The sequence below is a fragment of the Streptomyces sp. NPDC022910 genome (assembly GCF_055561075.1).
On sequence record NZ_JBVHHL010000007.1, the window covers coordinates 23,466 to 41,355 of the forward strand.

A 17,890-nucleotide genomic window follows, 5' to 3' on the forward strand; every position below is an offset into this window, starting at 1 on the left:
GGACGGGTGCGGGGGACAGCGCGCGTGTGAAGACGCCGTAGAGGGGCTAACGTCCTGCGGCCCTGCGGCGTCGCATCCACCACGTCAGCGCGCCGCCTGCCACGGCGAGCGCCGCGGCCACAGCGGTGATCAGGCCGACAGGGGTGTTGTTACCGGTGTGAGCGAGGTCACCGTCCGGGTCCGTCGCCGGCGGAGTCGTCTTGTCACCGCCGGGCGTGGACGGGTCGGGTGCCGGCGTCGACGGGTTGTCGGTCGGCTTGGGGGCACCCGAGCCGGACGGGGTCGGCGTCGGCTTCGGCTCCTCCGGGCTGGTGGGCTGGTCGGAGGTGGTCCCGCCGAGGTAGGCGGTCTCACTGTCCTGGTAGGTCACCTCGGCCTGGACGGACGTCTTGGTGGTCTTGTCCAAGCCACGGTGCTGCGTGTTGAACTCGGTGCGGCTGATGTTCCGCTTCGGCGCCTTGGAGAAGTCGACCCCGCCCATGGACAGGATCCACACCTTGCCGTCGTAGACGCGCTCGAACTTGTAGTCGCCGTTCTTGAACGAGTCGACGTACTTGTCGTAGACGGTCTTCTTGTCCCAGTCCTTGTTCTCGCCCCTGAGCGGCCACCGCTTGACGTCGTTGCTGTTGATGATCTTGCGGAAGTCGGTGGGGCTGACCGCGTCCTGGCGGCGGATGTACTCGGCGGCCACCCGCGAGGAGTAGACGCGGCGCAGGTCTGCGTAGGACTTGTCCTCGTTGACGCGGCGCTCGAGCTCCGGCTGGATCACCCTGAGGATCAGGGCCTCGGCCTGCTTGGTCTGGTCCTCGGTCAGCTTGCAGGTGCTGGGCGGCACGTCGGGTCCGGTCGGGACCTCCATGTTGACCTTCAGCGGCGCGTCCAGGATGTAGATACCACCGTCCTGCTCTCGGATCTTCGCAGGCTTCGGGGTGATCCACTGGCGGATGATGGGCAGGCACGGCATGCCTTCCGGGGTGCGGGGGGCTTCCCGCCAGAAACGTTCCCCGCGCTCGTACTTGTCGGGGTTCATCGCATCCGCGTAGTCGTGCTTGAGGGTCAGGTCGGCCTCCAGCAGGACGCGCCCGGCGTCGGTCTTGGCGAACTCCTTGTCCATGATCAGGTCGGGGCGGATCGGGTTGAGGTTGACCCAGAACTTGTCCGGGGTCAGGGCGAGCCAGGTGAAGAAGGCGTCCGAGGCGAGCTGGAGCTTGGCGTCACCGCCGTAGCCGGGGTTCTCGTCCGGGTTCTTGATGTAGTCGGCCTTCATCGAATAGTCGAGGCCCTTGCCCTTGACGGGAGTGCCGACGTAGTTGATCTCCATGGTGGAGAAGTCGATGCCGCCCGGCCCGCGGCCGAAGTAGCCGCCGCGGTTGTTCTGGTTGTACATCGCCTGAAGCCGGCGCGCTTCCTCGACCGTCTTCCCGGACCGAAGGGCCTGGTCGATGATCGGCCCCCGGCCGCCCTTGAGCGGATCGGGGTTGAACCGCTTGTCGAAGTTGGTGTAGACGTTCGGCTTCTGGGTGCGCTCGATGGCGTTCGACCGGCGTTCGTTGATCCCGGCCTGGGTGCGGCTGGTGCCCCGGTCCCGCTTGAGGTCGTCGTCGAACTGCTTGATCTTGTCCCGCGTCGACTCCTCGGTCTTGGCGCCGGTCAGATACCGGAACGTCGACTTCGGCCTCTCCTTGGCGATCTGCCGGTCGGCCTTGAGCTGGTCGCTCTCGATCCTGCCGTTGGACTTCATCTCGACCTTGCGCTCGGTGCGCCGGTCGTGTGCGTCCACGACCCGGGTGCGCTTCTCGCCGGTGTCAGGGTCGGTGTACTCGATCGGGTCCTGGCACCACCAGTCGGGGCCGATCATGTTGTACTTCTTGACCATGCGGGCCTCGAACGCCTCACCCCTGCGCGGGTTGCCATAAGCCCCGATGTAGCGCACGTCGAGGAAGCGCTTGAAGTCCTGGAAGCCCGTCGGGCTGTCGTACTGCTTGTTGTAGCGGGCGTAGATCTCCATGACCTTGTCCGCAGGGTTCTTCGTCTTGTTGTACTTGCGCTGCCACTGGCGGTAGTTCGTTCCCGCGGCCTTGCGCTGGGCGTCGGTCGGCGGCAGCACCCCGTCATACGCCTTCGCGGGGTTGTCGTACGTGTAGTTCTCGTCGTTCGGCCACGCGTCGTAAGGAAGGCTGTCCGGCGGCCCGGAGTTGGCCGGGGTGGAGGGGAACTTCCTGCCGAGGAACTTCTCGTCGCACCGCACCGGCTTGACGTTGGGCGCCTTCGCGGCCTCCGCCTCGTCGAGGACGGGCAGGCCGGTCAGGGTCACGACTGCCGCAGCGCTGAGGGCGATCGCTATGCGCGCCCACGCGCGCCTGGGGCGCGCAGGTCGATGTAATTGAATGCTCACTAATTTCCCCCGTGGGAATCCGTCGTTCGGCAGAAGAGGTACGCGGCGTCGTGGACGCAGAGGTCATCTGGTCCTGATGCGCCAGCTGTTGGCACTCTATGAGGTGAGCCCGTTGAGGTTCGCGGGGTTAACGCGGCATGTCCACGCCAACTTCACGTGTGTTTCCGGATCGTTACCGTCAGAACTCGTCGAACTCGCCGATCCAGGTGTCTTCCAGGTCCCCAGTGGTCTCTTCGGTGTGCCGGACGCGGAACACGGACAGGGTGCGGCCTTTGCGGAGCAGCGGGCTGACGCGCTGGAGGGCGAGCCGCGTCAGACCTTCCCAGGAGAAGGCACCGGGCCGGGCATTGATGTCGATGTCCTGCCGTTCCAGGGCATCGGGGCCGATTCCGAAGGCGTTGACGACCTCTTGCGGTGTGCCTTCGCAGTCCCAGTCCCCCTCTCCGCTCCACCCTGCGGCGAACAGGCGCGCCCCGTCCGGGTGGTAGATCACGTGGGTGCCGTAGGTCACGTTGTAGTCGATCGTCGCCGAGCCGATGACGACTGCTCCGGGGAAGCGCTCGGCCAGCTCGTCCGCCTGCTCCGCGAGGGGGAAGGTTCCCCCGGTGAACACCAGGGCAGGATCGTTGATCTCGGTCACCGCTCCCCAGCATCCGACGCTGACCAGGTCGAGGTCCGCACGAGTGGCGAAGGGAGGCCGCTCGGTCGCCTCGATCCGGTCGACCTCCTCCACGACCGTGTCGATGGTGCCGAAGGCAGCGGCGAACTCCCGTGCCCGTACCGGGTCATGAGCGGGCAGAACCCCTTCGCCGGTGGGGAAGGGCCGCTCGACGAGGGTGAGCCTGAACTCCCCGTGCTGTGCGATGCGTTGGTCCGGCGGGGACTCCCAGACGTCGTTGTCAGTCATCGGATTACCTCCGTGGAATCAGGAAGGATCACGGCGCGAGCCCTGAGAGGCCCCGCCCTTGAGGGAGGAGAGTCTCAAGGGCGCCACGGTAGCGAGGGCTGAGATCAGGTGCCGTGGATGGCCCATACACGAAGCCGGTTGTATCTGATCCAGGAAGCCGAGCTGCATGTCATGGGCCATCAGCGCCGGACCCGGCCCGCATGGTGGTGCTGCGGGCCGGACCGGCGGGGTGGCTGGTCAGCCGACGGCCTACGGACGGCTGCCGCTTTCGGGTGTGGCCACGGCGCCGGTCCCACCCGCCGACGGCTCCACCCGTGGCGAGGTCGGTGTCGGCGAAGGTATGCGGGTGGGGACGGCCGAACTGCCCGCGGTGACGGAGTTGTCGGTGGAGGGCCGCGTGGTGGGGCGGGGACTGACACGTTCGGGCGACGCCGACGGGGTGGGGGGCGCCGATGGTGTGGGGGACGCGGCATGGCTGCTCACGGGCGGCGGGGCGAGAGGGACCGTCGGAGATGCCGGTGTTTCGGGTGCCGCCAGGCGGAACGGCAGCGCGACGAGGACGGCCACGGCGCAGGACACACCGACCCCGGCCGCGGCGCGGAGCAGGCGGCGGCGGGCCGCGGCGCGGCGGATGGCCTCGTATCGTCCGGGGGGCGGGCCGAGAGGGTCGGAGGTCGGCCGCAGGATCACCGCGAGGGGGTCGTCGGGTTCGAACTCCGGGCCGTCGTCAGAGTGAGTGGTCAAGGCTTCTCCTCAGGTGGGCGCGGAGCAGTTCTCGGGCCGCGTGGAGGTCGGCCTTGATGGTTCCTTCCTTGCGCCCGGTCAGCACGGACACCTCCCGGATCGGCATGTCAGCGTAGTAGTGCAGCAGGATCGGGACGCGCAGTCGTTCCGGCAGCGACTGCACGAGCAGGCGTACCGAGGGGTCGGCCTGTTCGGTGTGGGGGCGGACGGCGGCTTCCGATGTGGCCCGGCGCACCGCATTGCGCTCGCGCTCCAGCTTGCGCCAGTGGTCCCGGACCAGGTTGGCCGCGGTGACGTAGAGGAAACCGCGGGGCTCCTCCACGGACGTCCAGCGGGCCCAGAGCCGCGTGAACGCCTCCGAGGCGATCTCGTGGGCCGTCTCGTCGTCGTCGACGAGACGGCGGCACCAGCCGGCGAGGCGGGGGTAGAGGGCGGCGAACAGCTCGGACGCCGCCTTGTCACGGGACCGCTTCAACGCTCTCCAGGGTCGTGATGGCACTCGTGGGGAAGGACCCCGGGCCGTCGGCGTACGTTCCATCGGCCCGGGATCCGGGATCGGGAGGGTCAGGGGCTCGCGGAGCTCAGCGCGGCGAAGACGATCACGTTGTCGAGGTATCCGTCGCCGGTGCGGGGGCCGCCGCACGTGATGAGCCGCAGCTCCGGGCGGTCCACGTCCCCGTAGACGTCCTCCGCCGGGAAGTCCGCCCTGGCGACCGTCCGTACGGCACTGACGGCGAACACTACCGCCGTGCCGTTCTCCAGGCGCGCCACGATCCGGTCGCCCCGGTGCAGCCTCGTGAGGTGCCGGAAGACCCCGTCCCCGTAGGCGCCGACCGTGACGTGGCCGAGGATGACCGACGGGCCGACCTGACCCGGTGCAGGCGAGTACCGGTACCAGCCCGCCCGGTCGTGCGCCGTGACCGGGGGCACCTGCACACTGCCGTCCGCCGCCAACCCCAGCCGTATGACCGGGGTGTCGACCCCGATGGCCGGGATCCGCAGCCGGACCGGGACCGAACGTCCAAGGGCGTGCGCCGCCTTCGCGGAGGCCGACGAGGGCGGTGGCGTACTCCTGGGAGGTGCGCTCGTGGCCTGGCCCGCCCCGTGGCCGCCGCAGCCCACGAGCAGCGAGGCCATCGCGGCGGTGGCGAATGCGCGCCTGGAGAGCGGGGTCATGCCCCGGTCGCCCACCGACGGCGTACGACGAAGACCGCCGCGCCGCCCATGACGAGCACCGCGGCAGCGCCCCCGCCGAGCAGCCCGCCCTCGGCCCCGGACTGTGAGGACACCGCCACCACTCCGGTGCGGGGCGCTCCCTTCGGTACGACGGAGACCTGGCCCCGGGACGGTACGGCACTCGGAGCCGGCGCGGCGGTGGCCGGCGCCCGGGTCGGTGCGGCGCCGGGAGCCGAGGCGTCAGCGGTCGGGGCGGCGGTCGCGGTCGGACGAGTCGTGGGGACCGGGCTCGGCCCGTCGGCGAAGGCGGGCACGGTGCTCGCCAGCACGGCGGTGCACGCAAGTGCCATGGCGCTGAGGACAGTTCGGCGCATTGAATCGCTCTCTTTCGTCGGTCCGCCCGGTATTCGGCGGGCTGAGTGACGGATCGAGCGGAGAGACGAGGCAGCGACGGAGCAGGTTGTAAAGAGATGGCAAAGTCGCTGCGGTCGCCCACGGACGGGCACGGACAGGGCCGCCAGGCTGGGCCGTAGCGGGAGCGGGCCATCTTCGGGGCGGGCACGGCAGACCGGCGGGGCGAAGGAGAAGAGCGGACGCAGCGGATCGGGCCGCGCTTCGGTCGTGGTGTGCGGCCCGGAGACAACCCGAAGGACGGTCACCGAGCCCGCCGGCGGCGGCACGTGCGGGGCCAGGGCGATCATCGCCATGGTCCGGCGGGCGCCGCGGGTGGTCGTGCGCCGCGAGGTACCGCAGTCGACCGTCCCCGACCCGCCGTCCGGCGGCGCCTCGGGGCAGGCGACCAACCCTCTCTTCACAACTCCCCCGGCGACCAGGGTCGGCTGGCCTCAGTCCAGGACCCCCAGCTCGCTGTCCGGGCGGCAGAACGCACACGGCTCGATGTTCGGATCCGTGAGCGCGACGCGGGCTTCGTGATCTCCGATCGGGTGAGCGGTGCCCTCGATCATCGTGCAGTCGTGCGTATGGATCACGGCCGGCCCGGGTCCGTCGGGCGTGCGTTTCTGCTGGACGGCAAACCCCGCCGTGTGCCGCCGGCTCCGGTTCGGTGCGAAGGACGGCAGTGCGGCGCGGCGCGGTCCCGGCGCATCCGGACGTGAGCGTCCGGGCGCCGGCCCGCCTTCGACGCGGGCCAGCGCCTCCCTCACGGCGTCACGCTGGAGACGGAGATAGATGCCGACGGTCTCGCTCTCGGCGATCTGTTCTTCGAGGAACGCGAGGATCGCCCGGAGCCGCGGTGCATCAGGCGGCAGCTCGGACATGGCCCGCACCGCCGTCGCGCGGGACGAAGCTGCTCACCTCCGGCTCCTTCCTCCCGGCCTCAGGTTCCGCAGCTCCCACCACGCCGCCGCGGTCCGCCCCCGCTCCTGCCAGTACGGGTGGAAGAGCACCTCGCTCGACAGCCGGTACAGCCGCCGTCGCAGCGCGGTCCGGCCGGGCCGCTCGGCGAGCTGCCGGTAGGTGGCGCTCCACTCCTGCTGTGCCTGGACGAGGTCGTCGGGAAACGGTCGCATAACTAATTCAATCACGTGTTCGATTTTGTACGCCATCATGAGAGCACCACCGCGCGACCGTCCGTGACTGAGCACGCCAGTCGGCCGTCGAGCGCCTCAGTTGACCGGCTCGACCCTCATGGGGGCGGCTTGCGCACCATGAACACGTCCACCGGATCCTCGGTCTCGACGGTGAACCCGTGCCGCTCGTACAGCCGTCGGGCCGGACTGCCCTGCAGCACGTTCAACCGGACGAGAACACCGCCGCGGTCACACCGCTCCAGCAGCTCGCGCAGCACGCCCGAACCGATACCGCGGCCCTGCAGATGCGGGGCCAGGTAGAAGTGCTCCAGCCAGTAGGAGTTCTCGGCCGGTCGCAGCGCCACGCAGCCGGCGAACGCACCGCCCACCTCGATCACCCGGGTGTGGACCGGGTCGAATCCGTCTCGCAGCCGCTGCCGCACCCGCTGCGCGTCGTACCGCCCGAGTCGTTCCAGATCCGCCCGCAGCACCCTTGCGCGCAACTCGGCCACCGCCTCGACGTCCGACATCGACGCCGGCCGAATATCCCAGTCCGCCATGATCGTCCACGCTACCGCGCCGGACTTCTCGGGCTCCCGGAGGGAACATCGGCGTACGACGACCAGAGCCGTGTGCAGGTGGCGCCATCGCCCTGGTCCAGGGCGGCGACCGCGTCCTCATCGACATCCCGAACCGCACGATGAAGCTGCTGGTGTCCGACACGGACGGCTTCCGCCGGGAGCCGGGGGTGAGACGGGCTGTGCACCGGACCGGTCGGACACTCGTTTTCTTGACGAAGTCCTGACGCGCTTCCCGCATCCGAAGATCCGGTCCCAGATGTCCACTTGAGTGTCACTCTTCGACACCCTGTGAGGGAAGTGAAGTGCCATGGAAGGCACCGTCGTCGCGGTCGTGCTGGTGGCCGTGTTGGCCCTGCTCGTGCTGCGCAGTGGGATGCGGGTGGTCAACCAGGTCGAGCGCGGGGTCGTGTTCCGCTGGGGGAAGGCGCTGCCTCACCACCGGCAGCCGGGCGTCACGTTCCTGATCCCGTTCGCCGACCGGATGCGGAAGGTGAACGTGCAGGTGGTGACCATGCCGGTGCCCACTCAGGAAGGCATCACCAAGGACAACGTCTCGGTGAAGGTCGACGCCGTCGTGTACTTCCGGGTGACCGACCCGTTGCGGGCCGCCATCGAGGTCCAGGACTACGTGTTCGCCGTCGGGCAGGTCGCCCAGTCCTCGCTCCGGTCCATCATCGGCAAGAGCGATCTCGACGACCTGCTGTCCGACCGCGAACGGCTGCACGAGGGGCTCGCTCTGATGATCGACAGCCCGGCCGCCGGGTGGGGCGTCCACATCGACCGCGTCGAGATCAAGGATGTACAACTCCCGGAGTCCCTCAAGCGGTCCATGTCCCGGCAGGCCGAGGCCGAACGCGAGCGGCGGGCCCGGGTCATCACCGCGGACGGCGAGTTCCAGGCGGCCCGGCAGCTCGCGAACGCGTCCCGCATCATGTCGGACACCCCGGAGGCGATGCAGCTCCGGCTCCTCCAGACGGTCGTGGAGGTCGCCGCCGAGAAGAACTCGACGCTCGTGATGCCGTTCCCGGTGGAACTGCTGCGGTACTTCGACCGGGCGGCCCGCAAGCTCGGGTACGAGGAGGAACCGCGGGAGGGCAACGGCACGGCTGCGCAGGCCCAGCCGCCCACGGACCCGCGTCTGTCGACGGCGGCTTTGGCGCCGACGAGCGAGGCGGGCGGCGGCGAGAGCTGAGGCGAGCGTTCCCGGACCTCGATGTTCCGTGGCCCGACCGCCCTCGACCGGTGGGCCGGGTCACGGAGCCGAAACGGATACCGCACCTCGTGGACCGCATGCCTGCCGGTCGGAGAGCGAACGGCCCGGCCCCCGGCCGCGATCAGGCGGTGCTCGTCCCGAAGTCCCGGACCTCGATGTGCCGTGACCCGGCCGCGATCAGGCGGTGCTCGTCCCGAAGTGCCGCCTCATCGCGGGCCCTCCACCCCTGCCGCGTCGAGAACTCCGACGGCCCCGCGCGGCTGCCGGCGCCGGGCCGAGGCGGCCAGCGTCAGCGTCGCCGTGACCGACGCCGCCGCCATCACCGTCATCGCCGCCCCTGGCGCGCTGAGTTGGGCCACTGTCCCGGCCAGTGCCGCGCTCACGCCCTGCATCGTCAGCATGCCCGCCGAGTGCAGGCCGAGGGCGTGGCCGCTGAGTTCCTCCGGGGTCAGGCGCATCAGGCGTTCCTGCTGGACGAGGCTCGCACCGAAGCCGACCGATGCCAGCGCCACACAGACCGCCGCGACGGGGACGGCGGGACGCAGCGCGAACAGCAGGTACGGGGTCGCCAGGAGCAGCAGCAACGGGATGCCGAGGCGACGGCGCACGGCGGGCGGGAGGATGCGGCCCGTTGCCACGTCCCCCACGAACATCCCGAACGCCGCGCACGCGAACAGCGCGCCGGCACGGTCCGGTGCGTACGAGACGTACAGCGACTCGCAGCCGACGACCAGGCCGTTGGGAATCCACAGGAGGAGGTAGGTCGTCCGGCGCTCCGGGGACGACCACAGCAGCGCGTTGGTGCGCCAGGTCTGCGCGACCGACGGACGACCGGAGGTGCGAGGGGCGCGGCGGGTCAGGCCGAACCGGGTTCCCACAGCCGCCGCCAGGTACAGCGCCGACGCGATCAGCAGTGTCGACCGCGGGGACAGGACCGCCACCAGCACGCCGCCCGTCGCGTACCCGGCGATCTGCATGAGCCCGTTCATCATGTTGAAGACGGAACGGCCCAGCAGATAGCCGTCCTTGGACAGGATCTCGTTCAGCAGCCCCCAGCGGACCCCACCGCCGAGCGACTGCACCAGCCCCAGGAGCAGGACCAGCGCGAAGACCGCACCGACCGGCAGTCCGGGCGCCGCCATCGCCGCCGTACCGGCCGCGAACGCGCACGCGATGCCGGCCAGCGTCGCCCGCGGCGGCAGCCGGTCCGCCGCCGACAGCAGCGTCGTCGCGCCCACGACCTGCGCCAGCTGCGGTCCGAACATGCTGACCGCCGAGAGCAGCGGCGAGTCGGTGGCGCGGTACACCAGCGTGCCGAGGGCCAGACCGCCGACCGTCGAGGCGGCAGTCTGGAGGGAGGTGGACAGGAAGAACGGGGTGAACTCCCGGGTGCGGAAGAGATCGGAGTAGCTGCGCATGCGCGGAGTCTGAGCAGGCTCCGTCGGCGGCCGTTAATGTTTCGCGCACACGCGAAACCTTGGGAGGGCATACGCGCCATGGGTCTCTGGTACGTCAATGCCGACACCCTCGCCGGGAGCCGGTTCGTGCTGTCGCCGCTCGCCGAGGTCTTCGCGAGCCTGAAGCTGCTGCACGCGTCCGCCGCCTCCCACCCCGGGGAACGGGCCTGGCTCGACGCCCACCTGCCCGCCTACCGTCGGCGGCTGGCCGCCGATCCCGTCACCGCGCTCCTCGTCCGCAGCGGTCTGGGCAAAGAGTGGATCGCGGACTTCCTCACCCCCACCCCGAGAGGCGAGGAGACCTTCGAGGAGGGCGTCGCCCGGGTCCGCGCCGTGTCTCCCGCCGAGGCCCGCACCCACCTCGAGGTGTCCCTGCGCGGCCCGCTCCCCGTCCGCCTGGACCGCGACGACCTGCCCGAACGCGCCGCCGATCTCCTGACCTACGTGTGGACGCGGACCGTACGACCGTACTGGGACCGGCGGCGGCGCATCCTGGAGGCCGACGTGGTCGCCCGGACCGCGCGACTCGGCCGGGGCGGCTGGGCGGCCGCCGTGGACACCCTGTGGCCGGGTCGGACGCGCTGGCTCGGCGGGAACCGGCTCCAGGTCAACCTCCACGAGAACCCGCCGCGCGAAATCTCCGGCGCCGAGCTGGTCTTCGTCCCCGTCACCCCGCAGACCGGCTGGGTGTCCTGGGAGGAACCCGACCGGTACGCCGTCGTCTATCCGTGCGCGGGCGTGCTCGCCCAGGGGCCTGGTGCGGCGGTGCCGGCAAGCCTCGGCGCGCTGCTCGGACCGGCCAGGGCCGGGGTCCTCGTCCTGCTCGACTCCCCCATGAGCACCAGCCAGTTGGTCGCCGTGACCGGGCAGCGGCTCGGCTCCGTCGGGCGGCACCTCAAGGTGCTGCTGGACGCGCGGCTGGTGGAGCGGAGGAGGGCGGGCCGGTCGGTGCTGTACTCCCGTACGGCCGCCGGTGAGGTGCTCGTCACAGCGCAGCGGGAATGACGGGCACGTCATGAAGCGGAGCTAGCATCCGCTTCATGACGACTACAGACAACACCGGCAGCTCCACCAGCTCCGTTCTCGATGTCGAGATCGACGCCCTGCAGGGCGGCTCCGCGAACCTGCCCCAGTACACGGGCAAGGCCGTCCTCGTGGTGAACGTTGCCTCCAAGTGCGGGCTGACCCCGCAGTACGCGGGCCTGGAGCGGCTGCAGGAGCGGTACGCGCCGCTGGGCTTCACCGTGCTCGGGGTGCCCTGCAACCAGTTCCTCGGGCAGGAGCCCGGAAGCGCCGAGGAGATCGCGGAGTTCTGCTCGGCCACGTACGGCGTGACCTTCCCGATGACGGAGAAGATCGAGGTGAACGGGGAGGGGCGGCACGCGCTGTACGACCGTCTCGTCGGCTTCGCGGACGGAGAGGGGCACAGCGGGGACATCCGCTGGAACTTCGAGAAGTTCCTGATCGGGAAGGACGGCCGGATCGTGGCCCGCTTCTCGCCGCAGACGGAGCCGGAGGCGGCGGAGGTCCTCGCCGCGGTGGAGAAGGCGGTCGCCTGACCGCCGGCGTACATGGTTGACCTTGCCCCTGGGGCAGGGACGAGCGTTCTCGTCACCGGGCGGAAGGCGTCCGGTGACGGAGGATGACAGGGTGAGGAACGATCTGCTGACCATCGGCGCGTTCGCCGCCCGCTCGCGGCTGTCGCCGAAGGCGCTGCGCATGTACGACCGGCTGGGACTGCTGGCGCCCGCCTACGTCGACGAGGCCAGCGGCTACCGCTACTACCGCACCGACCAGGTCGAACGCGCCCGTATGGTCGCCCTGCTGCGCCGCCTCGACATGCCGCTCGCTCAGGTCGCCGAAGTGGTGGCGGCACGCGAGTCGGACGGCGGACGGGCGTCCTCGCTGCTCGCCGGCTACTGGGCCGGCGTCGAGGAGCGGATCGCCGCGCAGCGCACGCTCGCCGAGTACCTCCGTGGACGACTGTCGGGGAGGAACTCGGAGATGTACGGGAAGTTCGTGGTCGAGACGGTGGACGTGCCGCAGCAGGTGCTGATCACCGAGACGCGGCACACGCTGGCCGACGAGTTGCCTGCGTGGATCGGGGCCTCGCTGGGGCGGCTCGAGTCGGCGGCACAGGAGTGCGGTGGAGTGAGCGGTGCGCCGTTCGTCGTCTACCACGCCGAGGTGTCGCAGGAGAGCGACGGGCCCGCGGAGGCGTGCGTGCCGGTGGCCGACCGGGTCGCGGCGCTGGCCTGGGCGGAGGAGCACGGGCCGGCGCGGGAGACGCGGGTCCGGGAGGAGCCGGCGCAGCGGCTCGCGTACACCCGCATCACCAAGGCGCAGGTGGCCCATCCGCAGATCCTGGCGGCCTTCGAGGCGGTGGAGGCGTGGATCGCGGAGCAGGGGCTGGAGTATGCGGGGCCCTGCCGGGAGGTGTACTTCGCGGACTGGGACGCGGCGGGACCCGAGGACGCGGTGTGTGATGTGGCATTTCCGGTGAGGTGAGCCGGGGCCCGGGCCGGGAGGGGATGGGGGTCGCGGGGTCTTCGCCCCCGTCGACCCTGCCCGGGCGGGTCACTACCGCAACTCCGCCGGACAGGGTGTCCCGCGCGGGAGCTGGTACGGCGCCGCCAGGTGGTACGTGCCCGCGCGCGGGGCCACGAGTTCCGTCCACTTGTCGCCCGCCGCGTCTTCGTCCGTCTCCATCAGACAGCCGTTGACGTTGTCGTACGTCTTCGGCATGCCTGCCTCGCGGTGCTTGGACTCCTCCGTCTCCTGCGGCGGCTTGACGCCCTTGCCCTGCGCGTCGACCAGGCCCAGCCACGGCGAGTACGGGATGCGGATGAGCACCCGGCCCGCCTTCTTCACCTCGATCGTCAGTTCACCCTGCTCCGCGCGGTCGACGATGGCCGGCGGATCCGCCATCGGAGTGGGGTCGGTCACCGCGAACAGCTGCCAGTTCGCATCGCCCCAGATCTGCTTCAGATACGGCATGCCCCGCTGGACGAGCTCGCGCTCGCGCTCGCCGCCGTCCCCGTCCGGTTCCCCCTTCGGCAGCACGACGTAGTGCACCGCCCAGCGCTGCAGCCACGCGTGATAGTTAGCGGAGTTGAGTGTGTCGTCGTAGAAGATCGGGTTGCGCTCCATGTCGGCCTGCCGGTTCCAGCCGCGCGCCAGGTTCACGTACGGGGCGAGCGCCGATGCCTCGCGGTGCGAGCGTGCCGGGACCACCTCCACGCGGCCCTTCTCCGCGCCCACCACCTGAAGCTGGTTCACCAGCGGCGCCAGCTCGCGCGCCCAGGACGCCGCCGGGGTCGTGTGGACGACGTCGTCGACCGTCTTGAAGCCGATCCAGCCGACGAAGCTGATGAACGCGACGACGATGGCGTACCACTTCCGGCTGCGCGGCACCGCGAACGGCAGCGCCGCGATCAGCGCCACACCCGCGAACAGCATCGCGAGACGTGTGATGTTGGAGCCGATCTGGGAGCTGATCAGCCAGACGAGGAGCACGGAGAGCCCGTACACCGCCGCCGTGATCCGTGCCGTCCTCCACTCCGCGGGGACCAGGAGGAAGACCAGGACCGCGTAGACGAAGGGAAGGAGCGCCGACGCCCACGTCATCGGCTGCGTACCGGAGAAGGGGAAGAGCCAGGACGACAGGGCGACCACCACGGTCGGCGCCAGGCCCAGCGCCCACGCGCCCGGGCGACGCCGCTGCAGGAACAGCGCCACCGCGACCAGACCGACGAACAGGCCCGCCACCGGGGACGACATCGTGGCCAGGGCGGCCAGCGGCGCGGCGCACAGGGCCTTCGCCCAGCGTTTGTAGCGCCACCGGTAGGGCCAGCAGAAGACGGTCGCCGTCGCGCCGAGCGCGAACATCGTGCCCAGACCGAACGTCACGCGCCCCGAGATGGCGTTGCACAGCAGGGCGAACACCCCGGCCAGGGCCGGCCGCCACGGCTCGCGGACCGCACGGCTGCGGATGAGGATCAGCGTCAGCAGCCCGGCCGAGACCGTGCCCGCGATCATCATCGTGGTACGGACACCGAGGACCGACATCAGGTACGGCGACACCACGCTGTAGGAGACCGGGTGCATGCCCCCGTACCAGGCGAGGTTGTACGCCGAGTCCGGGTGCCGGCCCACGAACTCCGCCCACGCGTCCTGCGCGGCGAGATCCCCGCCACTGTTCGCGAAGGTGAAGAACCACACGAGGTGCAGCGCGCCGGCGAGCGCGGTGACCGCCAGGACGGGGTGTCTGCGGGCCAGGTCCGCCGCGCGGGACGACCGCGCACGGGTGAGCAGGGCGCGCAGACGGGGGGCCGACGCCTTTTCGTCGGCGGGGGGTGTCGCCTTTGGTTCGGCGGGGGGTGTCGCCTTTGGTTCGGCGGGGGGTGTCGCCTTTGGTTCGGCGGGGGGTACGGGAGAGCTGTCGTCGGGTGCCGTCGGCTGCCGTGTCCCGTCAGCGGCGGAGGCGCTCAGCTGTATTCGCCGGCCCGATGTCCCGCCCCGATGACGGCCCGAATCGGCGTCGTCGGCGTGTGTCGGCTCCGCTGTGGCCACCTGAAGGCACTCCCCGTGTCCCGTCTCTGCTCTCGCCCCGTGTCCGGTTCCGTTCTCTCCCCCTACCCGGCCATCCGCAAGAGTTCCGTCACCGTTCCGTGGAGGTTCTCCCGGAGGTCCGACCCGGGTCAGGTCCGCGGTTCACGTCCTGACCCGATCTCGCGACGCTAGCACGCACCCCGTCGGCGGGCTCCCGGGTGGGGGCTCCGCGGGCGGGGTGCGGCGCGTCGTACCGGCGTCCTGTACGGCGTTCAGCCCAGTCGGGTGAACTTCGCGCCGTAACCCGGTTCGGTGAGGTCCTTCTGGAGGGCGACCGGGATCATCACCGCACGGCTGGAACCGTCGCCGACCTTCAACTCGCCGACGACCGTGCCGGCCTTCGCCTCGTGCGGGACCGCCTTGCCGTTGTCCCCGAGGGAGATCCTGGTCCGCAGACCCGGCCAGCCGACCGCCGTCATGTTCTTGGTGGCGACCACCGGCGTCTTCCCGCCGAACTGGTCGTCCACGTACCCGACGACCTCGCCCTTCTTCACCACCGTCGCGGTGGTCAGGCTCTGCTGGATCTTGTTGATCAGCTTCTGGCTGTTGCTCAGCGCCAGCTGCAGGCTGTCCCAGACCCGGCCCGTGTGGGCGTCCTGGTTGAGGACCGCGCCGTAGATCGTCTGCGTCTTGCCGTCGACCACCTTCGTGGCCGCCCACACCAGGTTTCCGCCGGCCGGGGTCGACGAACCGGTCTTCAGACCGATCACGCCGACCTGCTTCACCAGCAGGTCGTTGTTGTTGTAGATCGTGCTGCTGAGGCCGGGGATGTCCGCCTTGGCCATTCCGACGATGCCGCGGAACACCTGGTCCTGCATGACCGCCTTGGCCAGCTTCAGCTGGTCGACGGCGGTGCTCACAGTCGTCTTGTCCAGGCCGCTCGGGTCCGTGTACGTCGTCTTCGTCATGCCGAGCTTCTTGGCGGCGGCGTTCATCTTGCCGACGAAGGTCTTGCTGTCGGAGTCCCAGCGGGCCAGCAGCCGCGCCGCGTTGTTCCCGGACGGGATCATCAGCATCTGGAGCATCTGCCGCTCGGTGAACTTCTGGCCCTTCGTCATGGCCGCCGTCGACTCGTCCTCGTTCTTGGACTCGTCCTCGGCCTGCTGGTCCGCGGTGATCGTCGGACCGCCCTCGTTCCCCTTGAGCGGGTGCTCCTGGAGGGTGACATACGCCGTCATGATCTTGGCGACACTCGCGATGGGCTTCGGGCTCTGCGTGCCCTCGGTGCCGATCACGCCGACCCCGTCGACCTCGATCGCCGACTGGCCCTGACCCGGCCAGGGCAGGTCGAACTTGCCGCCGAAGGTGTACGTGTCGTCAGCGCTCAGCGCGAGAGAGGCGGCCGGCAGCGGACGAACCGCCTGCACGATCGCAAAGATGATCACCAGCAGTACGACGAGAGGCGTCCAGATCTTGATTCGCCGCAGCACGGTGCGCACGGGGGTGTCCGGCGGCGGCGGAGTGTTCGTCAGCTCGGCGAGCAGGTCCAGCGGCGGCTTCGGCGGCAGCGGCTGCTGCGCGGTGCGCTCGGGGCCGACCTGAGGCAGCGCGGCGGTCGCCTCGGCGGGACTGGGGCCGGACTTCGGCTTCGTCGGCTGCGGCTCGCCCAGCGGCTTGAGGGCGACGAACTTGCTGGTGCGCTCGGAAACGGACTCGGCCGGGGCCTCGGCGGGGGCGTCCGCCGCGGACTTGTTCGTGGCGTCCGGCCCGTCGACGGCCTGCGAGGGCGACTTTGCGGCCCAGGCAGGAACGGACTTGCCGGCAGCCCCCTCCGACGGCTTGGCATCGCCCAGCTTGAGCATGGTCGTGGGCTGATCCACCGCGGGCTTGTCCGCGGTCCCCTCACCCGCCTTGCCGTCGGCCTGCGCAGACACCTCGGCGTCCGCCCCCGACTCCGGACCGTCGGCGGCCTTGTCCCCGGACTTGCGGGCATCCCCCTCCGACGGCTTGGCATCGCCCAGCTTGAGCATCGTCGTGGGCTGGTCCACCGCGGGCCGCCGCATCTTGAAGACGGCGGTGGGCTGGTCGACGGAGGGCTTGGCCGGCGTGGGGCCATCCTCGGCTTCGGACTCGGCGGCGTCGGTGCCTTCGGACGGGGACGGCTGGGGGCCGCCCTTGCCCGCGGACTTGGCCTCGAGGGCTTCTTCAGGTTCGTCCACGGGCTCGGTAGCCGCAGGCTCGGCGGCGGCCGCGGAAGGACCCTCGGACGTGGACTCGCCTGCACCAGTCGTCCCCGGGTCACCGCCCTCGGCCTCGGGAGCCGCAGGCTCGGCGGCGGCCACGGAAGGACCCTCGGACGTGGACTCGCCTGCACCAGTCGTCCCCGGGTCACCGCCCTCGGCCTTGGCCTCGGAGGCACGCACGGTCCCGGCCCCGCTCGTGGAGGCATCCTTGCCTTCGGGCTCGGCGGCGTCCTCGGTCTTCGAGGCGTCCCCGGCCTTCGTCTCCGGCTCGGAGGCATCTTGGGCCTCGCCCTCGCCCTCGCCCTCGCCCGCGCGCTCGGCGTCCGCGGGCTTCTCGGAACCCTCGGCGGCCTCCCCGGTCTCCCCCGCGCCCTCGCTGCCGGACTCCTCGGCCGGCTCCCGCTCAGCCCGCGCGGCCGTTTCCTCCGCGCCGCCGGAACGGCCTTCCGCAGCCTGCGTTTTGGCCCCGGCGCCATCAGACGCGTCCTCGGACACGGCGTCAGCCTCCGACGCCTCCGCCTCGCCCTGGTCCGCGCTCCGCACCCAGGAGGCCAGCGAGGCACTCCCGGAACCGTTCCCGCGGCCGCCGCCGTGCACGCGGTCCGCGGAGGCCTTCCCACCGCGTTCCTCGGAACCCGCGGCATTCACGGCGCCCTCGGCGCCCTCGGCGGCCTCGGACGCCGTACCGGCCCCGTCCACGGCCGTACCGGCGGAGCCACGCGGTGCCCGCGTGGAGAACACCGCCGTCGCCTGGTCGACCCGCACCGTCTCGCCGGCCATCGCGAGACGGGGGTCACCCCCGGCCTTGGCCAGCGCCGGAACCGGGGCCACGCTCCCCGACGTCGGTTCCGCCGACGACTCGTGCTGCTTCGACCTGTCGGGGGACTCGCCCGCCACCGATGCCTCCTCCTTGCGCCACGCACCCACTCGCGCGCCTTGCCGAACCGTGAACCGCCGCCCGGACACCGCTGTCCGAACCATGCACCAGTGTCCTGTGTGAGGTATTGACCCCTGGGCTAGACGAGAACGACATACCTACCGGTTCCACTGCATTCCGGTCACGCACCCTCGACAGACCAATGTGAGAGGGGTCA

General features: G+C 70.7%; 17 protein-coding genes. 5 read left to right on the forward strand and 12 right to left on the reverse strand.

What is annotated here, in order from left to right:
• Positions 1-46: 46 nt before the first annotated feature.
• The 9 genes from ACZ3TS_RS09120 to ACZ3TS_RS09160 all read right to left on the reverse strand — a co-directional run bounded on the left by ACZ3TS_RS09120 (position 47) and on the right by ACZ3TS_RS09160 (position 7,311).
• On the reverse strand, positions 47-2,314 hold the full coding sequence (locus tag ACZ3TS_RS09120) for a hypothetical protein (protein WP_467615218.1): 2,268 nt from the start codon (positions 2,312-2,314) through the stop codon (positions 47-49).
• 259 nt (positions 2,315-2,573) lie between these two features.
• Positions 2,574-3,302, reverse strand: coding sequence for a DUF6333 family protein (locus ACZ3TS_RS09125; protein WP_467615220.1), 729 nt, complete (start codon positions 3,300-3,302; stop codon positions 2,574-2,576).
• 249 nt (positions 3,303-3,551) lie between these two features.
• The gene (locus tag ACZ3TS_RS09130; protein ID WP_467615222.1) at positions 3,552-4,046 is read right to left on the reverse strand and encodes a hypothetical protein; all 495 of its coding nucleotides are present in this window, start codon (positions 4,044-4,046) and stop codon (positions 3,552-3,554) included.
• Positions 4,030-4,521 (reverse strand): RNA polymerase sigma factor, encoded by a 492-nt coding sequence (locus ACZ3TS_RS09135; protein ID WP_467615225.1) that lies wholly within the window; start codon positions 4,519-4,521, stop codon positions 4,030-4,032. Before ACZ3TS_RS09135 ends, ACZ3TS_RS09130 begins: the two co-directional genes overlap by 17 nt.
• 89 nt (positions 4,522-4,610) lie before the next feature.
• Positions 4,611-5,222, reverse strand: coding sequence for a class F sortase (locus ACZ3TS_RS09140; RefSeq protein WP_467615227.1), 612 nt, complete (start codon positions 5,220-5,222; stop codon positions 4,611-4,613).
• On the reverse strand, positions 5,219-5,596 hold the full coding sequence (locus ACZ3TS_RS09145; protein WP_467615229.1) for a sortase-dependent protein: 378 nt from the start codon (positions 5,594-5,596) through the stop codon (positions 5,219-5,221). Before ACZ3TS_RS09145 ends, ACZ3TS_RS09140 begins: the two co-directional genes overlap by 4 nt.
• A 471-nt stretch (positions 5,597-6,067) precedes the next feature.
• Positions 6,068-6,499 (reverse strand): DUF6233 domain-containing protein, encoded by a 432-nt coding sequence (locus ACZ3TS_RS09150; RefSeq protein ID WP_467615232.1) that lies wholly within the window; start codon positions 6,497-6,499, stop codon positions 6,068-6,070.
• Between the two features lie 33 nt (positions 6,500-6,532).
• The gene (locus ACZ3TS_RS09155) at positions 6,533-6,766 is read right to left on the reverse strand and encodes a hypothetical protein (protein WP_467615234.1); all 234 of its coding nucleotides are present in this window, start codon (positions 6,764-6,766) and stop codon (positions 6,533-6,535) included.
• A gap of 101 nt (positions 6,767-6,867) precedes the next feature.
• Positions 6,868-7,311 carry a GNAT family N-acetyltransferase gene (locus tag ACZ3TS_RS09160; protein ID WP_467615237.1) on the reverse strand — a complete coding sequence of 148 codons (444 nt, stop codon included), beginning with the start codon at positions 7,309-7,311 and terminating at the stop codon, positions 6,868-6,870.
• 92 nt (positions 7,312-7,403) lie between these two features.
• On the opposite strand from ACZ3TS_RS09160, the gene ACZ3TS_RS09165 reads away from it, so the two are divergent.
• Positions 7,404-7,556 (forward strand): hypothetical protein, encoded by a 153-nt coding sequence (locus ACZ3TS_RS09165; RefSeq protein ID WP_467615707.1) that lies wholly within the window; start codon positions 7,404-7,406, stop codon positions 7,554-7,556.
• An 83-nt stretch (positions 7,557-7,639) separates the two neighbouring features.
• Positions 7,640-8,524 carry a slipin family protein gene (locus tag ACZ3TS_RS09170; protein ID WP_467615240.1) on the forward strand — a complete coding sequence of 295 codons (885 nt, stop codon included), beginning with the start codon at positions 7,640-7,642 and terminating at the stop codon, positions 8,522-8,524.
• Between the two features lie 227 nt (positions 8,525-8,751).
• On the opposite strand, the gene ACZ3TS_RS09175 is transcribed toward ACZ3TS_RS09170, so the two are convergent.
• Complete coding sequence (locus ACZ3TS_RS09175; RefSeq protein WP_467615242.1) at positions 8,752-9,963, reverse strand: MFS transporter; 1,212 nt, start codon at positions 9,961-9,963, stop codon at positions 8,752-8,754.
• A 78-nt stretch (positions 9,964-10,041) separates the two neighbouring features.
• Here ACZ3TS_RS09175 and ACZ3TS_RS09180 point away from each other — a divergent pair, with 78 nt between their 5' ends.
• The 3 genes from ACZ3TS_RS09180 (at position 10,042) to ACZ3TS_RS09190 (ending at position 12,510) form a co-directional block, all read left to right on the forward strand.
• Positions 10,042-11,007, forward strand: coding sequence for an ArsR/SmtB family transcription factor (locus tag ACZ3TS_RS09180; protein WP_467615245.1), 966 nt, complete (start codon positions 10,042-10,044; stop codon positions 11,005-11,007).
• Positions 11,008-11,042: 35 nt separating this feature from the next.
• The gene (locus tag ACZ3TS_RS09185) at positions 11,043-11,561 is read left to right on the forward strand and encodes a glutathione peroxidase (RefSeq protein WP_467615248.1); all 519 of its coding nucleotides are present in this window, start codon (positions 11,043-11,045) and stop codon (positions 11,559-11,561) included.
• A gap of 73 nt (positions 11,562-11,634) precedes the next feature.
• Entirely contained in the window at positions 11,635-12,510 is an 876-nt protein-coding gene (locus ACZ3TS_RS09190; protein WP_467615251.1) for a MerR family transcriptional regulator, read from the forward strand.
• 72 nt (positions 12,511-12,582) lie between these two features.
• Here the strand turns inward: ACZ3TS_RS09190 and ACZ3TS_RS09195 are convergent, their stop codons facing one another.
• Complete coding sequence (locus ACZ3TS_RS09195) at positions 12,583-14,574, reverse strand: MFS transporter (RefSeq protein WP_467615254.1); 1,992 nt, start codon at positions 14,572-14,574, stop codon at positions 12,583-12,585.
• Positions 14,575-14,825: 251 nt separating this feature from the next.
• Positions 14,826-17,693 carry a serine hydrolase gene (locus ACZ3TS_RS09200; protein WP_467615257.1) on the reverse strand — a complete coding sequence of 956 codons (2,868 nt, stop codon included), beginning with the start codon at positions 17,691-17,693 and terminating at the stop codon, positions 14,826-14,828.
• Positions 17,694-17,890 lie beyond the last annotated feature (197 nt).

Coding starts and splice junctions, on each gene's coding strand:
- ACZ3TS_RS09125 (WP_467615220.1), bottom strand. CDS start 3,302: ATGACTGACAACGACGTCTGGGAGTCCCCGCCGGACCAACGCATCGCA.
- ACZ3TS_RS09140 (WP_467615227.1), bottom strand. CDS start 5,222: ATGACCCCGCTCTCCAGGCGCGCATTCGCCACCGCCGCGATGGCCTCG.
- ACZ3TS_RS09145 (WP_467615229.1), bottom strand. CDS start 5,596: ATGCGCCGAACTGTCCTCAGCGCCATGGCACTTGCGTGCACCGCCGTG.
- ACZ3TS_RS09150 (WP_467615232.1), bottom strand. CDS start 6,499: ATGTCCGAGCTGCCGCCTGATGCACCGCGGCTCCGGGCGATCCTCGCG.
- ACZ3TS_RS09160 (WP_467615237.1), bottom strand. CDS start 7,311: ATGGCGGACTGGGATATTCGGCCGGCGTCGATGTCGGACGTCGAGGCG.
- ACZ3TS_RS09170 (WP_467615240.1), top strand. CDS start 7,640: ATGGAAGGCACCGTCGTCGCGGTCGTGCTGGTGGCCGTGTTGGCCCTG.
- ACZ3TS_RS09175 (WP_467615242.1), bottom strand. CDS start 9,963: ATGCGCAGCTACTCCGATCTCTTCCGCACCCGGGAGTTCACCCCGTTC.
- ACZ3TS_RS09180 (WP_467615245.1), top strand. CDS start 10,042: ATGGGTCTCTGGTACGTCAATGCCGACACCCTCGCCGGGAGCCGGTTC.
- ACZ3TS_RS09185 (WP_467615248.1), top strand. CDS start 11,043: ATGACGACTACAGACAACACCGGCAGCTCCACCAGCTCCGTTCTCGAT.